This is a genomic window from Pseudomonas sp. CFSAN084952 (assembly GCF_009648855.1).
GTDB lineage: Bacteria > Pseudomonadota > Gammaproteobacteria > Pseudomonadales > Pseudomonadaceae > Aquipseudomonas > Aquipseudomonas paracarnis.
The window spans coordinates 6,204,665-6,223,675 of sequence record NZ_CP045767.1; the positions used below are offsets into that span (position 1 = coordinate 6,204,665).

The following is a 19,011-nucleotide window of genomic DNA, read 5'->3' on the forward strand; positions in this document are numbered from 1 at the left end:
TTGTTCAATCAGGGGGTAGGTTGTGCCGCCGCCGCGCCGCGAATCACTTCGACGCCCCGACGCTGGCCGGTGTCGGCCACCGCGGGGGTGATTTTTTTTGGCGGGCCGCTGAGGGCCAATTGGGTGAATTGGTAGAGGTCGCGGTTGGCGCTTTGCACCTTGTCCGGGGTGTCGCTTTCGCCGGCCCAGTAGCGGCTGAGCAATTGTTCGTCGGCACTGCGCACGGCCAGGCGCAGCGTGCCGGCTTGGGAGGCGAGCATCAGCCGGCTCAGCAAGGGTTCGGGCACCGCCAGCACCACACTGCGCGCGGCAGTGCGGCGTTGGGCAGCCTGGGCGCGTTCTTCGGCGGTGCCGGGTGGCGGTACGGCCGGGGTGCCGTCGTTGGCCAAGCCCAACTGGTCGCCGACGCTGAGCAGGCGAATCGCTGGGATGACCACCTGCGCCGACTGCTCGGCATTGGCATTGTCCTGGCGCAAGAACAGCAAGACATCGACGTAATCGCCGGGGCTCAACTGGCCACCGGCACCGATGACCTCATCGACGGCGACGGCCAGTGCGCGTTCGTTTGTACGAATCATGCGGGCCAGGGGGCCGCCGGCGGTGAAGCTCTCATCATTGAGCCAGGTGCCGGCACCCAGGGCCCGCAAGGGCGTGCGGCCGATGGCCTGGTCAACGCTGGTCAGGCTGCCAGCCGGCACGGTGCGCAGTTTTTCCACGGCGACATCGGCAGCGGTGAGGGGCACAAAAGGCGCAACCGCGTGCACCAGCACCACGACCGGCTGGCGGGTCTGGTCTTCCACGACAGCAACGGTTTTTTCAACGGAAATGACAGGTGCTGGCGAGGGCGCTACGGCGGGTGCCGGCGGACGGCTCAGCACCAGGCCCCAATACCCTGCAACCAGGGCTCCGATAAGCAGCAAGCCAGCCAGGACCATGCTGATACGACTGTTCATGACGGCGCTCCCTATCCTGTTGCACTGCTTTTATTCCCGTTAATCCAAACGAGTTAAATTCGCAACTGGGCTGTGATGAACAACTAACGATTTGGCTATTTGAAGGTAGCCCAGCTAGGACAAATTGCCATTACTGAATGAAAAATTTATCTGCGCGGTTAAAGCGGGGCCTGTAAATAACGGATTTGTGGGGCTGGCGCGGCGACTAATACTTTATGATTAATTCGTTCTTACAGTTGTGAGTGTTAAATTTGTTGACAATGCTCTAGTGGCACACGGCAATCATTGTGCGGGCCAGCTGTATCGGCGCTTTGTGGCGCATGAAGGAGATCTCATATGATCCTTGACCTGTTCTTGAAATTTTACATTCACGCTCAGTTATTCCTGCGCCGTAGAGACGGGGCGTCGGCCATTGAATATGTGATTATTGTGGCGATAGTTGCGTTGGTAATAGTGGGTGTTGGCACTGGGCTTGGCGAAAAAATTAAAGGCGTTTTAGATAAGGTAGTCGTTGCATTAACGCCAGCGGCCTAACCGTCGATGCTTTCGATTGTTCTCTTGGTGGTCTCATTTATCAGGTACCGCCCATGAGCACCCTTTTGTCATCCCGCCAACAAATCCTATTGGTGGATGACGAGGAGGATGCGCTGATCGAGTTGGCCGAATCCCTCGAAAACGAGGGGTTCGTCTGTTTTACCGCGACCTCCGTCACCTTCGCCTTGCAAGAATTGACACTTCACCCCGATATCGCCCTGGTCATCACCGATCTGCGCATGCCTGAGGAAAGCGGTATCTCCTTGATCAAGCGCCTGCGCGAACACACCTCACGCTCGCATTTGCCTGTGATCGTGATGTCGGGTCATGCAGAAATGGATGATGTCAGCGATATGCTGCGCTTGCAGGTGCTGGATCTGTTTCGCAAGCCGATCTACCTGGCTCGCTTGCTCGATACCCTCAATAGCCTGTTTCCCCTCTCTACACCTGGTCGGTAACGGACCGGCACCGCTTATTAAATGTGGGAGCTGGCTTGCCTGCGATAGCGGTGGCTCAGTTAAATATTCATTGACTGACACACTGCCTTCGCGAGCAAGCCCGCTCCCACATTTGGCTCGTGGGGTGCCAGGCACTTAGTCGCCGACTGTCCGGCCCTCATCGCAGGCAAGCCCGCTCCCACCGTTTGATCGCGGGGGCTCAGGTAGAGAGGTTTCGGCTGTCAAGCCGCAGGGATCTGTCGGGCACTGATTCTGTGAGCAACACAGACCCTTGTGGGAGCTGGCTTGCCTGCGATAGCGGTGGTTCAGTTAAAGATTCATTGACTGACACACCGCCTTCGCGAGCAAGCCCGCTCCCACATTTGGCTCGTGGGGTGCCAGGCACTTAGTCGTCGACTGTCCGGCCGTCATCGCAGGCAAGCCAGCTCCCACCGTTTGATTGCGGGGGCTCAGGTAGAGGGGGTTCGGCTGTCAGGTCGCTGGGATCTGTGTCGGGCACTGATTCTGTGAGCAACACAGACCCTTGTGGGAGCTGGCTTGTCTGCGATAGCGGTGGTTCAGTTAAAGATTCATTGACTGACACACTGCCTTCGCGAGCAAGCCCGCTCCCACGTTGATTACAGGTGCCCTCATCACAGTTGATAACTGAAACTCAGCGTATATCGCGGCCTGCGATTAAAGCTGTCCAGGGCGATATCCGACATTGGCTTGGCCGCCTCCAGCGCGATGTTGTAGTACTTCTTGTCGCCAAAACGTAAACCCACCGCCGCCGAGGACATGTCGTTGGCCTTGACCGGCAGGTCGTTGAACCAGGATTTGGCGCGGTCGACTACGACGTAGGGTTGCAGGATCTTCACCCAGTTGCCGGTGCGGTTGAAGCTGTAGTTGACCTCGTACGCCACCCCCCAGCCCTTGTCGCCCGAGCCTTGGTCGTCCGGGTAGCCACGGCCGAAATTCTGCCCGCCGAAGGTCGCGCGTTCGCTGTCGGGCAGGGTGTTGTCGCTCCAGTACAGCGCACCCGACAACACGCCTTGCCAGTTGTCGAAGAACTTGTCGCTTTGCACGCCGGAAAGGCGCAGGCGGAAGAAGTCGAGGTCGGGTTTGGCCACGCCGAGGTCGCTGCGGGCTGTGGCGCCCAAGCCGTCTATGCCCTGGTACAGGCCACCACTGATGATGCGCAGGCGTTGCGCGTCGGCTTTGCGCCAATCGCCTTCGAAGGCCAGGGCGCGCAGGTTGGATTCGATGTCGAAACGCAGCGGGTAGCCCACCAGTTTATAGCGCGTGGTCTGGTCGACCGCGTACAGGCGCGTGCCCAGGGTGAGCGACTCGGTGGGGGAGGCGATGAACGGATGGCTCAGGCCAATGGAGTAGCGGTCTATGGACTGGTGCGGCTTGAGTTCGAAACCGCCGTCCAGTTGCACGCTGCTGTTGGGGTCGGCGCGATAGCGTTCGGCGGCGAGTGCCAGTTGGGTGCCCTCGGCGTTGATGAACTGGTTGTAGTCCACACGGTAGTAGTGTTCTTTGTCCTCGCCGGGTGGGAACAGGCCGCTGACGCTGAGCTGCTCGCCCATGGACGTCTGGGAATTGCTGGTGGCGCTCAGCAACGCTTGCGTGCCGCCACGGCTTTTTTGCACCAGGCTCATGCTGGTGGTGAAAGGTTTGCGGCTGGCCTGGATCTGCATGTGCGTGGCGCCATCAGTGGTGCCCGGTGGCGGTACTTGCGCCTGTACGCTGAGGCCGGGGATGCGGCTCATCAGCGTGGTGTAGCGCTCGAAAGTCTTGCGGGTCAGCGGGCGCTCAGCCAGGAGCTTCTGCGCGAGTTTATCGACGTAGGCCGACACCGAACCGATGTCGCCGGTTTGTTGATAGTCCTTGATGTAGCCCTCCACCAGTACCACGCGGACCAGGCCGTTTTCGAAATTCTGTTGCGGCAGGAACGCGTAGGACAGCAGGTAGCCATCCTCCTGGTAACGGCGGGTGATCCCACGGGTCGCTTCAATCAGTTGGGCGAGGTTGGTTTCTCGTCCAATCAACGGCGCATACACCTGTGCCGTCTCGGCGAGCGGGTAGACCGTTCCGCCTTCGATCTGCAACTTTCGAATAGTGACCTTGGTGTCCATCAACAGCGGCTGGCCGGCAGTCGGTGGCGCTTCAGGTACCTGGGTTTTCGACGAGGGTGGTCGGTAGGCGTCGGCGGGCAGGTTGGGCACCGGCAGGGTGCGGACAGTGTCGTTGCTGTTAAGAAAGCTGGGAAGGGTCTCGGCCTGGACGTAGGCACTGAGGGTGAGCAATAACAACGGCGTCAACACGCGCATAGGACACTCCATGGTCAACTGCAGCAGCGCTTCGGGCCCGCCGGGTTCTGGGACTCGGTTCGGGAGGGTGGCGATTGATAAAGCGTGTCGCCGCCCATAAAAAAGACGAGAGACTTATTAAAGGTCTCTCGTCTCAACCAAGCGTAGGCGCTGTAGGGGAGGCCGTCTAATCGGCCAGGTGCATTTCTATTTGCCGGTCAGGCCGTTCAACAAACCGCCCAGACCGCCAGTGGCCGTAGTGCCGCCTGTGGTTGTGGCCGTGCCGGTTGCTGTGGCGGTGGTGCCGATATTCAGGCCACCGAGCAAACCACCGCTGGTGCCGCCAGTGGTGCCGCCCGTCACCAGGCCACCCACCGAGGCGACGGTGCCGCCGACCGCTGTGACGGTGGTGCCTACCGCGTTGGTGATCGGGTTGGCGTTGGCCGCCGTCAGGTTGGTACCCAAGCTGCTGACTGCGCCGCCGACTTGAGTGACCAAACCATTCACCGGAGCACCCACACCGGTAGTCGTGCCGATGGTTTGCGTCAGGTTGGTGACGCCGCTAGTCACAGGATTGAGCGCTGCGCCGACATTGGCCGCCACGGTGGCGACCGGTGCGGTAGCTGCGGTGTTTGCTACACCTGTGCCACCCAGCACAGTGCCCAGCGACGCAACGGTGCCGCCGACTGCACCACCGGTCACACCCGCTGCACTGACGGTGCCGTTGGTGTTGCCCACGTTCAGGCCGGTACCCACGTTAGCCACCAGGCCACCCACCAGCTCTGGAAGGCCGGGAGCCGAGGTGCCACCGGTTGGGGCCACATAACCGCCCGATTTATCCAGTGTGCCACCGACGCCAGTGAGCACGGTGCCGACAATACCGGTGACCGGGTTGCCCGTGCCGCCAGTGCTGGCGACTTGAGTACCCAGGCCAGTGACAGCCGAACCGACTTTATCCAGTACGCCATTGAGTGGAGCGCCCAGGCCGGTTGCGTTGCCCAGGTTGCCGGTGGTGTTTTCCACCAGCGACACTACAGGCACCACTACTTTGCTGCCAAAGGTATTGTTCAATGAACCCAGTGGGCCCGTGGTGCTGGCCGTGCTGAGGGTATCGCCGAGCATGGTGACGGTGGTGCCGACTTTATCCACAACGCCACCTACCGCAGTGCCTACTCCGCCTGTCACACCGCCGACGACGGGTACTCCCCCGAGGGTGGTTGACAGTGATTGGCCGGTGGTCGAGAGGCCGCCGCCCAAATCGGCCACCCCATTACCTACGCCTGCTACCGTGGTGCCCAGGGAGTTGGTGTTGGTGCCCAGTGAGCCCAAGCCGGCGGTTACGCCAGTGCCGATGCTGTTAACAGCGGTGCCTGCCGAGGTGACCAGGCCGCCAGCGGTTGCGCCGACGATGGGTACGCCATTCAACGTCGAACCCAGGTTACCGACCGCTGTACCGACATTGCCGACTGTGGTGCCAAGGGTGCCGGCGATCTGGCCGGTGACCAGTGGGGTGGTTGTCGAACCAGTGCCGCCGCCAGTGCCGCCACCAGTACCACCGCCGGTGCCGCCACCAGTACCACCGCCAGTGCCGCCGCCGGTGCCGCCACCAGTACCTCCGCCAGTACCGCCGCCGGTGCCGCCGCCAGTGCCGCCACCAGTGCCGCCACCAGTACCACCGCCAGTGCCGCCGTCACCACCGCCCGTGCCACCACCGGTTCCACCGCCAGTTCCGCCGTCACCGCCGCCCGTGCCACCACCGGTTCCACCGCCAGTGCCGCCGTCACCGCCGCCTGTGCCACCACCGGTCCCACCGCCTGTACCGCCATCACCGCCACCAGTACCTCCACCTGTGCCGCCTCCGGCGCCTGCACCCGCATCCGGCGATGACGCCGCCACGCTGGATTTATGCCCGCCACCACCGCTGCTGCAGCCGCCCAGGCTCATTGCCAGAACGAGGGCCAGCGCGGTACTTGCTTTCCAAAACACGACTTGAGTTTTCATGATTGAGTTCCTTGCACCTGGTACAACCTTGGTTGTTTCAAACCCTCGTTATTTCTTTGGATAACAATAGGTTTGTCCGTGTGGCTATCTCAGGCCAGGGCACTCTTTCACGCAATGCTCAACTTGGTATTAACGATTTATATACACCCGGGCTTAGTCGGCTTAGGAACTAATACCAAAGGTGTAATGGGAGGGTGTTTCGGATTGTTTAGATGATTAAAATCAAAGGCTTATAAAAAAGCGGCGGACCTCTCAAGGTCCGCTATAACTTAGGGTGTATATATACAATTAATCAGGGGGTTTTCAGGAAATCGGCTGCCACTTGCCCCGCATGTGTTGAATATCCCCAGCGCCTTTGAGTTCCAACCCTCCGCTGGAACCGGCCGCGCTACTTATTAATATCACTTCACTGGGCAGGCGCACCGGCTTCATGAACTCGACGTCAATTTCAATATTGGCGGCCGGCAAGTGTTCTGCCAGCGCCGCGAGGGTGCGGGCCTTGTTCCACAACCCGTGGGCGATGGCCTGGGGAAAACCGAACAGCTTGGCGGTAGGCGCACTAAGGTGGATGGGGTTGTAGTCGCCAGACACGCGTGCGTAGCGGCGGCCTATGTCAGTGGGCGCTTTCCAGCGCGTCAATTCGGTGAGCGTGCCTGGGGTTTGCAATCCGCTCTCCAGGGCTTCGCCTTCCAGCTTCACGCCCCGGCATAACATTTGGCTTTCGGCTTCCCACAAGAGCCCAAGGGCATCCTCTATAACGGTGACGATGTCAAAGGTGGCCCCCTTGGGATGGGGGCTGAGATTGCGTGCGTAGACACCGACACTCACGTCACCGACTCCACCCAAAGGCCGATGAATACGGATGCGATTGCGCAGGTGGATCAACCCCAGCAGTGGAAATGGAAAAGTCTTGTCCGTCAGCAATTGCAGTTGCAGGCCGAACGCGAGGATATGCGGATAAGTCGCGGGCAGCATCGGGCTGTCAGCAAAGCCGCATACCTTGCGATAAGCCGCAACCGCGCCGGGATTGACACTTATCCGGCAGCGCAACCCACGTTCGGGCAATGTGCTGCCGGTGATCTTGCGCTTGAGCGCCGCGCGCCAATACAGCGGCAGTAGAGACGGGGTGCTGTCCAACGTTTGCCATTGCATGCTTACGCTCCCAGAAGACTTTGCCCACACACTCGCAGCGTCTGGCCGCTGACCGCACCGGAGCCCGGCTGGCTCAGCCAGGCGACGGCTTCGGCTACATCCTGGGGCAAGCCACCTTGACCCAGGGAACTCATGCGGCGCCCGGCCTCACGCAGGGCGAAGGGGATATGCGCGGTCATCTGGGTTTCGATAAACCCAGGCGCAACGGCGTTGATGCTGATCCCACGTTCCTTCAACAGCGGCGCCCAGGCTTGAGCCAGGCCGATCAATCCGGCCTTGCTTGCGGCATAGTTGGTTTGCCCACGATTGCCGGCGATGCCACTGATGGAGGCCAGCAACACCACCCGAGCGTTGTTTTGCAGGGTGTCGTTGTCGAGCAGGGCCTTGGTCAGCACTTGCGCAGCCTTGAGGTTGACCGCCAGCACTGCGTCCCAGTATTCCGGGGTCATGTTGGCCAGGGTTTTGTCGCGGGTGATGCCGGCGTTGTGCACCAGGATGTCGAGCCCGTCTGGCAGGTGCTCGATCAGTTGGCGTGCGGCATCTTCAGCGCAGATATCCAGCACCACCGTGCGCGCATTCAGGCGTGCGGCCAGGGCTTCAAGGTCGGCCTTGGCCTGGGGCACATCGAGCACAATGACCTCGGCGCCGTCGCGGGCCAGGGTTTCGGCGATGGAGGCACCGATGCCTCGAGCGGCGCCGGTAACCAATGCCTTGCGCCCGGCCAGCGGGCGCGTCCAATCTTGCACCGGGGTATCGCAGGCCGCCAGGCGAATCACCTGGCCGGAGATATAAGCGCTTTTGGGCGAGAGGAAAAACCGCAGCGCGCCTTCCAACTGATCTTCGGCGCCGTCGCCCACGTACAGCAACTGCAGCACGCCACCGCTGCGCAGCTCCTTGGCCAGGGAGCGGCTGAAGCCTTCCAGGGCGTGCTGGGCGCTAGCGGCGAAGGGGTCGCTGAGGCTTTCCGGCGCTCGGCCAAGGATTACCAGGTGTGCACTGGGGTCGAGATTTTTCAGCAGCGGTTGGAAGAATTCGCGCAGTTGCTTGAGCTGCTCGGTGTGTTGCAAAGCACTGGCGTCGAACACCACCGCCTTGAGCTTGGGGCCGTGTCCTGGAATCCACGCGGGCGCTGTCGAGGCTTCGGCGCCGTAGCTGTAGACGGCGTCGGTGAGTCGGTTGGCAAATGCCAGCACCTGGGTTGCCAATGCGCCACCGCCCAGCAGCAGGGCGCCTTCGACCGGGCGCAGGCGTCCGGCTTGCCAGCGTTCCAGGCGTACCGGTGACGGCAGGCCAATGGCGGCGACCAGGCGATGGCCGAGGCTTGAGTTGGCGAAGTCGATATAACGGTCAGACATGGAACGCTCTCCGAAGGCTGGGGTTCAAAGGTTGACCACCCTGGGGTGGCAGTCGTTCGATTGAGCCTAGGCTAGGCTTGATGATTCCACCCACCACCACAAGGGAGCTTTCCATGACTCAATTGCGCCGTGTAGCGATCATTGGCGGTAACCGCATTCCTTTCGCCCGTTCCAATGGCCCCTATGCCACGGCGAGTAACCAGGCGATGCTGACTGCCGCGCTGGAGGGCCTGATCGAGCGCTACAACCTGCACGGCCTGCGCATGGGCGAGGTGGCCGCCGGCGCGGTGCTCAAGCATTCCCGTGATTTCAACCTGACGCGTGAATGCGTGCTCGGCTCGCGCCTGTCACCGCAAACCCCTGCGTACGACATCCAGCAAGCCTGCGGCACCGGGCTGGAGGCGGCGCTGCTGGTGGCCAATAAAATCGCCCTGGGCCAGATTGAATGCGGCATTGCCGGCGGGGTGGACACCACCTCGGATGCACCGATTGGTGTGAATGAAGGGCTGCGCAAGATCCTGCTGCAAGCCAACCGCAGCAAATCCCTGGGAGATAAATTAAAACTTCTGTTACAACTTCGCCCTCATCACCTCAAGCCGGAACTGCCGCGCAACGGCGAACCGCGCACCGGTTTGTCCATGGGTCAGCACTGCGAGCTGATGGCCCAGACCTGGCAGATCCCCCGCGCCGAGCAGGACCAGCTTGCGCTGGAGAGCCACCAGAAGATGGCGGCGGCCTACGCCGAGGGCTGGCACAACGATTTGCTCACGCCCTTTCTCGGCCTCACCCGCGACAACAACCTGCGCCCCGACCTGACCCTGGAAAAACTCGCCAGCCTCAAGCCGGCCTTCGAGCGCAGCGAAAAGGGCACGCTCACCGCCGGTAACTCCACGCCGCTGACCGATGGTGCCTCTCTGGTGCTGCTGGGCAGCGAGGCGTGGGCCAAGGAGCGCGGCCTGCCGATCCTGGCTTACCTGCGCGATGGCGAAGCAGCGGCGGTGGATTTCGTCCACGGCGCCGAGGGCCTGTTGATGGCGCCGGTGTATGCGGTGCCACGCTTGCTGGCGCGCAACGGCCTGACCTTGCAGGACTTTGATTACTACGAGATCCACGAGGCCTTCGCCGCCCAAGTGCTGTGCACGCTCAAGGCCTGGGAAGACGCCGACTATTGCAAGACCCGCCTGGGCCTGGACGCACCGCTGGGGTCGATCGACCGCAGCCGGCTCAACGTCAAGGGCAGTTCCCTGGCGGCGGGCCATCCGTTTGCCGCCACCGGTGGGCGGATCGTCGCCAACTTGGCTAAATTGTTGGATGCGGCGGGCAAGGGCCGTGGGCTGATTTCCATTTGTGCCGCCGGTGGCCAAGGCGTGACGGCGATTATCGAACGCTGATTGCCGACAAAATTGGCCCATTGAATGCATTCTCAAGGGGTCAGAGGTCAGTAGCCTCTCCCCCCGGCGAGCCGATTGCCGTATAACGAGTTCCACACGCGTGTTTGGTAATACAGGACCCACAATAAAAGCTGATGAAGACTCCTAAACGCATTGAACCCCTGATCGAAGACGGTCTGGTCGACGAAGTGCTGCGCCCTCTGATGAGTGGTAAAGAAGCAGCTGTTTATGTGGTGCGCTGCGGCAATGAATTGCGTTGCGCCAAGGTTTACAAGGAGGCGAATAAACGAAGTTTTCGTCAGGCATCCGAATACCAGGAAGGCCGTAAGGTCCGTAACAGCCGCCAGGCACGAGCCATGGCCAAGGGCTCCAAGTTCGGCAAGAAAGAAACCGAAGATGCCTGGCAGAACGCGGAAGTGGCGGCGCTGTTTCGCCTGGCCGGTGCGGGCGTTCGTGTGCCCCAGCCGTTCGACTTTCTCGAAGGCGTACTGTTGATGGAACTGGTGGCCGACGAATACGGCGATGCGGCGCCGCGTCTGAATGACGTCGTGCTGGAGCCGGACCAGGCGCGCGAATACCACGCCTTCCTGATCTCCCAGATCGTGCTGATGCTGTGCACCGGCCTGGTGCACGGTGACCTGTCCGAGTTCAACGTACTGCTCACGCCTACGGGCCCGGTAATCATCGACCTGCCCCAGGCGGTGGATGCGGCGGGCAACAACCACGCGTTCAGCATGCTGGAGCGCGATGTCGGCAACATGGCTTCCTACTTCGGGCGTTTTGCCCCGGAGTTGAAGAAAACCAAGTACGCCAAGGAAATGTGGGCGCTTTACGAAGCCGGCACCTTGCACCCGGCCAGTGTATTGACCGGTGAGTTCGACGAACCGGAAGAACTGGCGGATGTGGGCGGTGTGATCCGCGAAATCGAAGCCGCGCGGCTGGATGAAGAGCGTCGCCAGGCGATTCGCGCAGCGGATGACGCGCCACCGAGCAAAGTGCCGGACGAGCCACCGCCGCCGCCTTGGATGCAGTAACTCACAATGTGGGAGCTGGCTTGCCTGCGATGCAGGCACCTTGGTGTATCAGTGACACCGAGGTGATGCTATCGCAGGCAAGCCAGCTCCCACATTGATCGTTCCCACGCTCTGCGTGGGAATGCATCCCTGGACGCTCTGCGTCCCAAAGCGTGACGCGGAGCGTCGAAAGCGGCATTCCCACGCGGAGCGTGGGAGCGATCATTGCGTACGGTCTGTCAGGCGCAGCAATTGCCCGCGGCCAACTCCTTGAGGATCGGGCAATCGGGCCGGTGATCGCCTTGGCAGTGCTCCATCAGGTCCTGCAAGGTATCGCGTAGTTGCCCCAGCTCACGAATCTTGTGGTTCAGCTCGTCGATGTGCTGGCGCGCCAGGGCTTTTACGTCGGCGCTGGCCCGCTGCCGGTCCTCCCACAGGGTCAGCAACTTGCCGACTTCTTCCAGTGAAAACCCCAGGTCCCGCGAGCGCTTGATGAACGTCAGGGTGTGCAGGTCGTCGTGACCGTACACCCGGTAGCCGCTGTCGGTGCGGTGGGCGGTTTTCAGCAGGCCAATGGCTTCGTAGTAGCGAATCATCTTCGCGCTTAGCCCGCTGGTGCGGGCGGCTTGGCCGATGTTCATGGGCGTTGATCCTCCAAGTCCTTGGGTTTCCAGGTTTTCAACAGCAGGGCGTTACTCACCACGCTGACGCTGGACAAGGCCATGGCGGCGCCAGCCAGTACCGGGTTGAGCAGGCCGAAGGCGGCCAGGGGAATGCCGATCAAGTTATACACAAAGGCCCAGAACAGATTCTGTCGAATTTTCGCGTAGGTCTTGCGGCTGATCTCCAGGGCGGCCGGCACCAGGCGCGGGTCGCCACGCATCAAGGTGATACCGGCGGCGTGCATGGCCACGTCGGTGCCGCCGCCCATGGCGATGCCGATATCGGCAGCGGCCAGGGCTGGTGCATCGTTGATACCGTCGCCGACCATGGCCACCACGCCGGTTTTTTTCAGCTCGGCCACGGCAGCGGCTTTATCGGCGGGCAGTACTTCGGCATGCACATCGTCGATGCCCAAGGCCTCGGCCACCACCCGTGCACTGCCGTGGTTATCGCCGGTGATCAGGTGGCTGCTGATGTGCTGCGCCTTGAGTTGTTGCACGGCTTGCAACGCGCCGGGCTTGAGCGTGTCGCCAAAGGCAAACAGCCCCAGCACGCGCGGCTGCGCACCTTGCTCGATCAGCCAGGACAAGGTGCGGCCTTCGGCTTCCCATTCCTTGGCACGCGGGCCCAAGTCGCCTGCGTCCAGGCCGGTTTCTTCCAGCAAGCGGCGATTGCCCAGCGCCAGTGGCCGACCGTCGAGCGTACCGGCAATGCCGCGCCCGGTGAGGGATTGGCTGGCGCTCACATCGGCCACGTCCAAGCCTCTTTTGCGGCAAGCATCCAGCACGGCCTTGGCCAGTGGGTGCTCACTGCCGCGCTGCAAGGCGCCGGCCTGTTGCAACAATAGGGCTTCGTCACCATCCACGGCCGCCAAATGCGCAATGTTGGGCGCGCCTGAGGTGAGGGTGCCGGTTTTGTCGAACACCACGGCGCTCACGGCGTGGGCACGCTCCAGGGCTTCGGCGTCCTTGATCAAAATGCCATGGCGCGCGGCGACGCCGGTGCCGGCCATGATCGCGGTCGGCGTGGCCAGGCCCAAGGCACAAGGGCAGGCGATCACCAATACGGCGACCGCATTGATGATGGCGGTTTCCAGGGAGGCGCCGTACAGCCACCAGCCCACGACGGTAATCAGCGCCAATACCAGCACGGCCGGCACGAACACCTGGCTGACTTTATCCACCAGTTTCTGAATCGGTGCCTTGGCGGCCTGGGCGTCTTCGACCAGGCGGATGATGCGCGCCAGCACACTTTCTGCGCCCAGGGCCAGGGTGCGCACCAGCAAACGGCCTTCACCGTTGATGGCGCCACCGGTGACCGCGTCGCCGGGTTGTTTGGGCACCGGCAGGCTTTCGCCACTGATCAGCGCCTCATCGGCATGGCTCTGGCCTTCCACCACCTCACCGTCCACCGGGAAGCGTTCGCCGGGTTTGACCAGCACCAGGTCATCGTGCTTCAACGCACTGATGGCGACGTCTTCTTCGCGGCCGTCCTGCACGCGGATTGCCCGTTCCGGCCGCAAGGCTTCAAGGGCGCGGATGGCGCTGGCGGTCTGGCGCTTGGCGCGGCTTTCCAGGTATTTGCCCAGCAGTACCAAGGCGATTACCACCGCCGAGGCTTCGAAGTACAGGTGCGGCGTCACGCCTGGGGCGGCGGTGAGCCATTCATAGATACTCAGGCCGTAGCCGGCACTGGTGCCGATCGCCACCAGCAGGTCCATATTGCCGGCGCCGGCGCGCACGGCTTTCCAGGCGGCGACATAGAAGCGCGCACCCAGGATGAATTGCACTGGCGTGGCCAGGGCAAACTGTATCCAGGCGGGGAGCATCCAGTGCAGGCCGAAGGGTTCTACCAGCATCGGCAGCACCAAGGGCAACGCCAGCAGAATGCCCGCCACCAGCGACCAGCGCTCGCGGCGCAGACGCCGGGCCTGATCGGCGTCGGTGGCGGTTTCGCTTTGGGGCAGGGTGGCGGTGTAGCCGGCCTTGTCGACGGCGGCGATCAGCACGCTGGGGTCCATCTGGCCCTGTACTTCGATGTGCGCGCGTTCATTGGCCAGGTTGACGCTGACACGTTGCACGCCCGGCACCTTGCCCAGCGCGCGTTCGACCCGCCCGGCACAGCTGGCACAGGTCATGCCGCCGATGGGCAGGTCAAAGGTGGTGGATCCATTCATGGGGCAGTCCTCCAGAAGAAGTTGCCACTAGGATCAACCTTAACCTGTGGGGAAGGTCAAGCCCCTTCAGTATTCCAATGCCGCGGCTTTGAGGTACATGCCGTCCGGGCCCTGGGCAATGCGTAATTTGCGTACGTCACCGGCTTTCAAGGTGATGTTCTGCGCGGGTGGCGCGAGCATGCCTGGCAGACAGCCGGGGGCCTGGCTCGGCAACACTTTCAGGCGCAACGACACATCGCCAGGGGGAAGGTTGAAGGCGGTGGCCTGTTCCTGGAACAGACGCCCGGCCAGTTGGTCCTGGATATACAGGCCGATCTCGCAGTGGGTCGGCACTTCCAGGCGTTCGCGGGAAATAATCAGCACCGCATAATCTTCAGCAGCGAGGGCCTGGGGCGCAGCGGCAGGCAAGCTCATCAGGCCGGCAAGGGCAAAAAACGACCAGCGCATGGCGAATGCTCCGTGGTTCACAGCTAGGAAGGTTGAAGCTTGGCCGACGTCGCCGCCGAATACCAGCCCGGCAGAAATACTGAGAACTTGACCTTGCCATCATGGCAAGCTCGACACTGGGCTCAACCTCATCAAAGGAGTCATGTCATGCAAATATTCAGCGTTGAAGGAATGACCTGCGGCCACTGCGTTAAAGCGGTGACCCAGGCGGTACAGAGCAAGGATCCGGCGGCGAGTGTAAAGGTGGATTTGGCAGCGAAAGAAGTGGGTGTGGAAAGCCGCTTATCTGCAGATGACGTGATCGGCCTGATAACCGAAGAAGGCTACAGCGCCAAGCTGGCGTGATTTTTCTGATCGTTAGCCACCTAACGTAATGTTCATGGCACCCAAGCGCGGCTAGACTGTTGAGCTGCCGACTCACTTGGGTGTCTGATGAACCTTCGCATAATCCTGATTCTGGGCGCCTTGAGCGCCTTCGCGCCGTTGGCGATCGACTTTTACCTGCCGGGCTTTCCGGCAATGGCCACGGCCTTCGCCACTGATGAAAAACATATCCAGCTGACCCTGGCCGTGTATTTCGCGGGCCTGGCTATTGGCCAATTGATCTACGGGCCGCTGGCCGACCGCTTTGGCCGGCGCGTGCCGCTGCTCAGCGGCGTCACCCTGTTTACCCTCGCGTCTTTCGCCTGCGCGTATGCGCCGTCCCTGGAGTGGCTGATCGGTGCACGCTTCGTGCAGGCCCTTGGCGGGTGTGCGGGCATGGTGATTTCCCGGGCGGTGGTCAGTGACAAATGCGATGCCGTGGGCTCGGCCAAGGTGTATTCGCAACTGATGCTGGTGACCGGCCTGGCCCCGATCCTGGCGCCATTGGCCGGTGGCCTGATGGTCGGCGTGTGGGGCTGGCAGTCGATTTTCCTGGCGTTGTCGTTGTTCAGCGTGATGGCGGCCATCGCCGTGGCGGTCGGGTTGCCGGAAACCTTCCCGGCCGATCAGCCGCGTCAGCCGTTGTCGGGCTCGTTGCGCCGCTACGGCTCGCTACTGTCAGACCGGGTGTACCTGGGCTATGCCTTGACCGGCGGCATCTCGATTGCCGGGATGTTTGCCTACATCGCCGGCTCCCCCTTCGTATTTATCAAGCTCTATGGCGTGCCGGCCGAGCATTACGGCTGGTTGTTCGGCTCCAACGCCGCGGGCTTTATCCTGGTGGCGCAACTGAACGCAAGATTGCTCGCCAAGCGCGGCCCGGCGTTTTTGCTGTCGCGCACCGTGTGGGTGTACGTGGCGGCGGCGTTGACGCTGTTGGGAATTGCCGCGTTGCGCACCGAGGCGCTATGGCCGTTGCTGGTGCCGCTGTTTATCTGCATCGCCAGCCTGGGCTGCATTTTGCCGAATACCTCGGCCTGTGCCATGAGCGGGCAGGGGGCTCGGGCCGGCAGCGCGTCGGCGTTGCTCGGTTGCATTCAGTTTGGTGTGGCGGCAGGCGCGGCGTCGTTGGTCGGTGTGTTGCACAACGGCACGGCGATGCCGATGGCCATGGTCATCTGCCTCTGCGGGGTGCTGGCGGTGACCATTGCCATGGCGACCCAGCGCCTGCAACGGGCAAGGGCCGTACAGGCGCAGGTCTGACGTTCGGTTCAGCCAGCGGAACGTTGCTGGTTGAGGGGGAAGCGGTGGGGAGCCTGGATCCGGGCCTGCAGCGTGTCGGCGAAGGCCCGGGCCTCGGCTTCACTGCGAAAGGTGATGGCCTCGCCGTCGAGACGAACTTGCCATTGGCTGCCGGGGGATTTTGCTAACGCTTTTATCAGGATTTTCATTGCTGACTTCCTCACGTAAAAGAATCGTGGCAAAGGCGGCCAATATAAACCTGAACGGGCTCATAAATATGACAAGGATCAACTCTCGGACTAATGGTGTCGTCCATTACCTACGTGGATAACGGACGACACTGACAGCCGTTTTTTCAGAACCCTTCCAGCACGATCTTGCCCTTGGCCTTGCCGCTTTCCAGCAGGGCGTGGGCGCGGCGCAGGTTCGCCGCATTGATCACGCCGAAGTGCTCGCCCACCGTGGTTTTCAGGGTGCCGGCGTCGATCAGTTCGGCCACGCGGTTGAGCAGGTTGTGCTGTTCGATCATGTCTGAGGTCTCGAACATCGAACGGGTGTACATGAACTCCCAGTGCAGCGACAGGCTCTTGCGCTTGAGCTTGCTCACATCCAGGGCCTTGGGATCGTCGATCAACGCCAGCTTGCCTTGGGGTTGCAGCGCTTCGACCAGTTGGTCCAAGTGATGCTCGGTCTGGGTCAGGCTGGCAACGTGGGTGACTTGCCCGTGCCCGGCCTGTTTCAACACTTCGCTCAGCGGCTGGCTGTGGTCGATCACTATGTGCGCTCCAAGAGCCTTGGCCCATGCCTGGGTTTCGGGGCGAGAGGCAGTGCCGATGACCTTCAGCGCCGTGAGCTGGTTGGCCAGTTGAGTCAGGATCGACCCCACGCCACCGGCAGCGCCGACGATCAGCAGGCTCTGGCCTTGATCGTCTTTGCCTTCAGCGACCTGCAAGCGTTCGAACAACAGCTCCCACGCAGTGATAGCGGTCAGCGGCAATGCGGCCGCTTCGGCAAACCCCAGGCTTCGGGGCATATGGCCGACGATGCGTTCATCCACGGTGTGCAGTTCGCTGTTGCCGCCTGGGCGTACCAGGGAACCGGCGTAGTACACCTTGTCGCCGACTTTGAATAACGTCACGTCACTGCCGACCGCCTTGACCACACCCGCCACGTCCCAACCCAGCACCTTGGCGGCGCCATTTTCCGGGGCGACGTTCTGGCGCACCTTGGTATCCACCGGGTTGACCGAGATGGCTTTGACTTCCACCAACAGGTCACGGGGGCCGGCAACGGGGGCTGGTAATTCGATGTCTTGCAGGGATTCTGGATCGTTGATCGGCAGTGAGGCGTAGTAGGCAATGGCTTTCATGATGACTCCAAGTGAATACGGTCAAGGTAGGAGCGAGCTTGCTCGCGAAGATCGTTAACGATGACGCGGTGTTTCTGGTTTCGCGCGCCGTCCTTGGGGTTTTCGCGAACAAGCTCGCTCCTAAAAAAAGGCGGGATCAGGCGAGAAATTTCAGGCGTTTGAGTTCGAAGTGTTCGATCACATCGGCGGCCTTGGCGCGAAAGCTCTGGATATGCGCGCTCTGGTCGTGGTCGGCCAGCGCAGCGTCGTCGCTCCAGCGCTCGAGCATGTAGAAGGTCTCGGGGTGTTGCAGGTCCTGGTGCAGGTCGTACTGCTCGCAACCGGCTTCCAGGCGGGTCGGTTCCAGCAGGCCGCGCAGCAGGGTTTCCAGGGTGGCGTGCTGGCCGGGTTTGGCGATCAGCGTGGCGATGACATTAAAAGCGGTGGACATAGTCGACTCCTGGCACGGGCTAACGGGATGGGCAGATGATTGGCTATTTCCCACGCCGATAAAAGCGGCTAAAACAGCAGGCTGTTTCAACCAAATATTGATAATGAGCGGGAATGCATGCTGCGTTTTGATGATTTGCAGTTGTTTGTGCGGGCAGCGGACTTAGGCAGCCTGTCGGCCGCGGCGCGGGTCATGGACCTGTCACCGGCGGTGGCCAGTGCTGCACTCAAGCGTATCGAACAGCAACTGGGCACGCGCTTGCTGGCGCGCTCTACCCGCAGCCTTCGGCTGACGGCCGAAGGTGAGGGCTTTCTGGAGTACGCACGGGCGTCACTGAGTGCGCTGGATGAAGGGCGGCGCCTATTGGCCAGTGGCCAGGATCACGTCAGTGGTGTGCTGCAATTGTCGGCACCCTCGGATTTTGGCCGCAACCAACTGTTGCCGTGGCTGGATGCGTTCCAGCAGGAGCATCCGCAACTCAACGTGCGCCTGTTGCTCGGTGATCGCATTGCTGACTTGTTCCGTCAGCCCGTGGACATTGCCCTGCGTTACGGCGAACCCGAAGACTCCAGCCTGATTGCGCTGCCCATTGCTGCGGACAATATTCGCGTACTCTGCGCCGCCCCCAGTTACCTCGCCCGGCATGGCGAGCCGCGGCACCTGGAACAATTGGCCCAGCACAATTGCCTGCTGTACATGCTCGGCAGCCGCGTCCACGACCACTGGGGTTTTTACGATGGCAAGCGCCACGTAAGCCTGACGGTCAGCGGCGATCGCTTCAGCGATGACGCTGATGTGGTGCGCCGCTGGGCGGTGGCGGGCATGGGCATCGCCTACAAGTCTTGGCTGGATGTGAGCACCGATGTGCTGGCCGGGCGCTTGCGTTTGATCCTGCCGGAACTGCAGGGCGAGCGCACCCCGCTCAACCTGCTGTGCGCCCACCGTGCGCAATTGAGTAAACCCATCAATCTGCTGCGGGACATGCTCGTGTCCCGCTGTGCGACATTGACGGCGCAGCGACCGGGACGCATGGTTTCCCGTCAATAGCCTGCGCCACGCTCGGAAGTTTCACTCGTCTCCTGTCCTGATCTGCACTGTCAGACGCCGCGGAACCTACTGCCCGCGCACCTATACTTGGGCGTCAACCGCAGCAGAAAAAATGGTTTAACA

Annotated in this window: 18 protein-coding genes; 7 read left to right on the plus strand and 11 right to left on the minus strand. The window is 61.8% G+C overall.

Features of this window, described 5'->3' with window-relative positions; genetic code table 11:
* Positions 1 to 8: 8 nt before the first annotated feature.
* Positions 9 to 953 (minus strand): Flp pilus assembly protein CpaB, encoded by a 945-nt coding sequence (cpaB, locus tag GH769_RS28175; protein ID WP_019818341.1) that lies wholly within the window; start codon positions 951 to 953, stop codon positions 9 to 11.
* Positions 954 to 1,289: 336 nt separating this feature from the next.
* Here cpaB and GH769_RS28180 point away from each other — a divergent pair, with 336 nt between their 5' ends.
* A complete protein-coding gene (locus tag GH769_RS28180; protein ID WP_019818340.1) occupies positions 1,290 to 1,487 on the plus strand; it encodes a Flp family type IVb pilin in 198 nt (65 codons plus the stop codon).
* A gap of 53 nt (positions 1,488 to 1,540) precedes the next feature.
* Positions 1,541 to 1,945 carry a response regulator gene (locus tag GH769_RS28185; RefSeq protein ID WP_014716755.1) on the plus strand — a complete coding sequence of 135 codons (405 nt, stop codon included), beginning with the start codon at positions 1,541 to 1,543 and terminating at the stop codon, positions 1,943 to 1,945.
* 632 nt (positions 1,946 to 2,577) lie between these two features.
* Here GH769_RS28185 and GH769_RS28190 read toward each other — a convergent pair.
* The 4 genes from GH769_RS28190 to GH769_RS28205 all read right to left on the minus strand — a co-directional run bounded on the left by GH769_RS28190 (position 2,578) and on the right by GH769_RS28205 (position 8,747).
* The gene (locus GH769_RS28190) at positions 2,578 to 4,260 is read right to left on the minus strand and encodes a ShlB/FhaC/HecB family hemolysin secretion/activation protein (RefSeq protein WP_032902905.1); all 1,683 of its coding nucleotides are present in this window, start codon (positions 4,258 to 4,260) and stop codon (positions 2,578 to 2,580) included.
* A 186-nt stretch (positions 4,261 to 4,446) separates the two neighbouring features.
* On the minus strand, positions 4,447 to 6,240 hold the full coding sequence (locus GH769_RS28195) for a collagen-like triple helix repeat-containing protein (RefSeq protein WP_153649951.1): 1,794 nt from the start codon (positions 6,238 to 6,240) through the stop codon (positions 4,447 to 4,449).
* Between the two features lie 303 nt (positions 6,241 to 6,543).
* Positions 6,544 to 7,392 carry a MaoC/PaaZ C-terminal domain-containing protein gene (locus GH769_RS28200; RefSeq protein ID WP_020301947.1) on the minus strand — a complete coding sequence of 283 codons (849 nt, stop codon included), beginning with the start codon at positions 7,390 to 7,392 and terminating at the stop codon, positions 6,544 to 6,546.
* Between the two features lie 2 nt (positions 7,393 to 7,394).
* Complete coding sequence (locus GH769_RS28205) at positions 7,395 to 8,747, minus strand: 3-oxoacyl-ACP reductase (RefSeq protein WP_032902906.1); 1,353 nt, start codon at positions 8,745 to 8,747, stop codon at positions 7,395 to 7,397.
* Positions 8,748 to 8,860: 113 nt separating this feature from the next.
* Here GH769_RS28205 and GH769_RS28210 point away from each other — a divergent pair, with 113 nt between their 5' ends.
* The gene (locus tag GH769_RS28210) at positions 8,861 to 10,138 is read left to right on the plus strand and encodes an acetyl-CoA C-acetyltransferase (protein ID WP_032902907.1); all 1,278 of its coding nucleotides are present in this window, start codon (positions 8,861 to 8,863) and stop codon (positions 10,136 to 10,138) included.
* A gap of 134 nt (positions 10,139 to 10,272) precedes the next feature.
* A complete protein-coding gene (locus tag GH769_RS28215; protein ID WP_014716761.1) occupies positions 10,273 to 11,172 on the plus strand; it encodes a PA4780 family RIO1-like protein kinase in 900 nt (299 codons plus the stop codon).
* Positions 11,173 to 11,390: 218 nt separating this feature from the next.
* On the opposite strand, the gene cueR is transcribed toward GH769_RS28215, so the two are convergent.
* The 3 genes from cueR to GH769_RS28235 all read right to left on the minus strand — a co-directional run bounded on the left by cueR (position 11,391) and on the right by GH769_RS28235 (position 14,437).
* On the minus strand, positions 11,391 to 11,792 hold the full coding sequence (gene cueR / locus GH769_RS28225; RefSeq protein WP_014716762.1) for a Cu(I)-responsive transcriptional regulator: 402 nt from the start codon (positions 11,790 to 11,792) through the stop codon (positions 11,391 to 11,393).
* Positions 11,789 to 13,990 (minus strand): cation-translocating P-type ATPase, encoded by a 2,202-nt coding sequence (locus GH769_RS28230; RefSeq protein ID WP_032902909.1) that lies wholly within the window; start codon positions 13,988 to 13,990, stop codon positions 11,789 to 11,791. The genes cueR and GH769_RS28230 overlap by 4 nt, the downstream gene beginning before the upstream one ends.
* A 66-nt stretch (positions 13,991 to 14,056) precedes the next feature.
* Positions 14,057 to 14,437, minus strand: a complete 381-nt coding sequence (locus tag GH769_RS28235; RefSeq protein ID WP_020301945.1) for a hypothetical protein — start codon at positions 14,435 to 14,437, stop codon at positions 14,057 to 14,059.
* Between the two features lie 147 nt (positions 14,438 to 14,584).
* Between GH769_RS28235 and GH769_RS28240 the strand changes: the two genes are divergently transcribed.
* Together GH769_RS28240 and GH769_RS28245 are read left to right on the plus strand one after the other, a co-directional pair.
* On the plus strand, positions 14,585 to 14,782 hold the full coding sequence (locus GH769_RS28240; protein ID WP_014716765.1) for a heavy-metal-associated domain-containing protein: 198 nt from the start codon (positions 14,585 to 14,587) through the stop codon (positions 14,780 to 14,782).
* 87 nt (positions 14,783 to 14,869) lie between these two features.
* Positions 14,870 to 16,063 carry a multidrug effflux MFS transporter gene (locus tag GH769_RS28245; RefSeq protein WP_014716766.1) on the plus strand — a complete coding sequence of 398 codons (1,194 nt, stop codon included), beginning with the start codon at positions 14,870 to 14,872 and terminating at the stop codon, positions 16,061 to 16,063.
* 8 nt (positions 16,064 to 16,071) lie between these two features.
* On the opposite strand, the gene GH769_RS28250 is transcribed toward GH769_RS28245, so the two are convergent.
* The 3 genes from GH769_RS28250 to GH769_RS28260 all read right to left on the minus strand — a co-directional run bounded on the left by GH769_RS28250 (position 16,072) and on the right by GH769_RS28260 (position 17,841).
* Positions 16,072 to 16,251, minus strand: a complete 180-nt coding sequence (locus GH769_RS28250) for a hypothetical protein (protein WP_014716767.1) — start codon at positions 16,249 to 16,251, stop codon at positions 16,072 to 16,074.
* Between the two features lie 146 nt (positions 16,252 to 16,397).
* On the minus strand, positions 16,398 to 17,411 hold the full coding sequence (locus GH769_RS28255; protein ID WP_014716768.1) for a zinc-binding alcohol dehydrogenase family protein: 1,014 nt from the start codon (positions 17,409 to 17,411) through the stop codon (positions 16,398 to 16,400).
* A gap of 136 nt (positions 17,412 to 17,547) precedes the next feature.
* Positions 17,548 to 17,841, minus strand: coding sequence for a putative quinol monooxygenase (locus GH769_RS28260; protein WP_003188253.1), 294 nt, complete (start codon positions 17,839 to 17,841; stop codon positions 17,548 to 17,550).
* Between the two features lie 117 nt (positions 17,842 to 17,958).
* On the opposite strand from GH769_RS28260, the gene GH769_RS28265 reads away from it, so the two are divergent.
* The gene (locus GH769_RS28265; protein ID WP_032902910.1) at positions 17,959 to 18,888 is read left to right on the plus strand and encodes a LysR family transcriptional regulator; all 930 of its coding nucleotides are present in this window, start codon (positions 17,959 to 17,961) and stop codon (positions 18,886 to 18,888) included.
* The last annotated feature ends 123 nt before the right edge of the window (positions 18,889 to 19,011 follow it).

Bases quoted from the DNA above. Each gene is read 5' to 3' on its own strand.
- cpaB (WP_019818341.1), bottom strand. From the start codon at position 953: ATGAACAGTCGTATCAGCATGGTCCTGGCTGGCTTGCTGCTTATCGGA.
- GH769_RS28180 (WP_019818340.1), top strand. From the start codon at position 1,290: ATGATCCTTGACCTGTTCTTGAAATTTTACATTCACGCTCAGTTATTC.
- GH769_RS28185 (WP_014716755.1), top strand. From the start codon at position 1,541: ATGAGCACCCTTTTGTCATCCCGCCAACAAATCCTATTGGTGGATGAC.
- GH769_RS28190 (WP_032902905.1), bottom strand. From the start codon at position 4,260: ATGCGCGTGTTGACGCCGTTGTTATTGCTCACCCTCAGTGCCTACGTC.
- GH769_RS28195 (WP_153649951.1), bottom strand. From the start codon at position 6,240: ATGAAAACTCAAGTCGTGTTTTGGAAAGCAAGTACCGCGCTGGCCCTC.
- GH769_RS28200 (WP_020301947.1), bottom strand. From the start codon at position 7,392: ATGCAATGGCAAACGTTGGACAGCACCCCGTCTCTACTGCCGCTGTAT.
- GH769_RS28205 (WP_032902906.1), bottom strand. From the start codon at position 8,747: ATGTCTGACCGTTATATCGACTTCGCCAACTCAAGCCTCGGCCATCGC.
- GH769_RS28210 (WP_032902907.1), top strand. From the start codon at position 8,861: ATGACTCAATTGCGCCGTGTAGCGATCATTGGCGGTAACCGCATTCCT.
- GH769_RS28215 (WP_014716761.1), top strand. From the start codon at position 10,273: ATGAAGACTCCTAAACGCATTGAACCCCTGATCGAAGACGGTCTGGTC.
- cueR (WP_014716762.1), bottom strand. From the start codon at position 11,792: ATGAACATCGGCCAAGCCGCCCGCACCAGCGGGCTAAGCGCGAAGATG.
- GH769_RS28230 (WP_032902909.1), bottom strand. From the start codon at position 13,990: ATGAATGGATCCACCACCTTTGACCTGCCCATCGGCGGCATGACCTGT.
- GH769_RS28235 (WP_020301945.1), bottom strand. From the start codon at position 14,437: ATGCGCTGGTCGTTTTTTGCCCTTGCCGGCCTGATGAGCTTGCCTGCC.
- GH769_RS28240 (WP_014716765.1), top strand. From the start codon at position 14,585: ATGCAAATATTCAGCGTTGAAGGAATGACCTGCGGCCACTGCGTTAAA.
- GH769_RS28245 (WP_014716766.1), top strand. From the start codon at position 14,870: ATGAACCTTCGCATAATCCTGATTCTGGGCGCCTTGAGCGCCTTCGCG.
- GH769_RS28250 (WP_014716767.1), bottom strand. From the start codon at position 16,251: ATGAAAATCCTGATAAAAGCGTTAGCAAAATCCCCCGGCAGCCAATGG.
- GH769_RS28255 (WP_014716768.1), bottom strand. From the start codon at position 17,411: ATGAAAGCCATTGCCTACTACGCCTCACTGCCGATCAACGATCCAGAA.
- GH769_RS28260 (WP_003188253.1), bottom strand. From the start codon at position 17,841: ATGTCCACCGCTTTTAATGTCATCGCCACGCTGATCGCCAAACCCGGC.
- GH769_RS28265 (WP_032902910.1), top strand. From the start codon at position 17,959: ATGCTGCGTTTTGATGATTTGCAGTTGTTTGTGCGGGCAGCGGACTTA.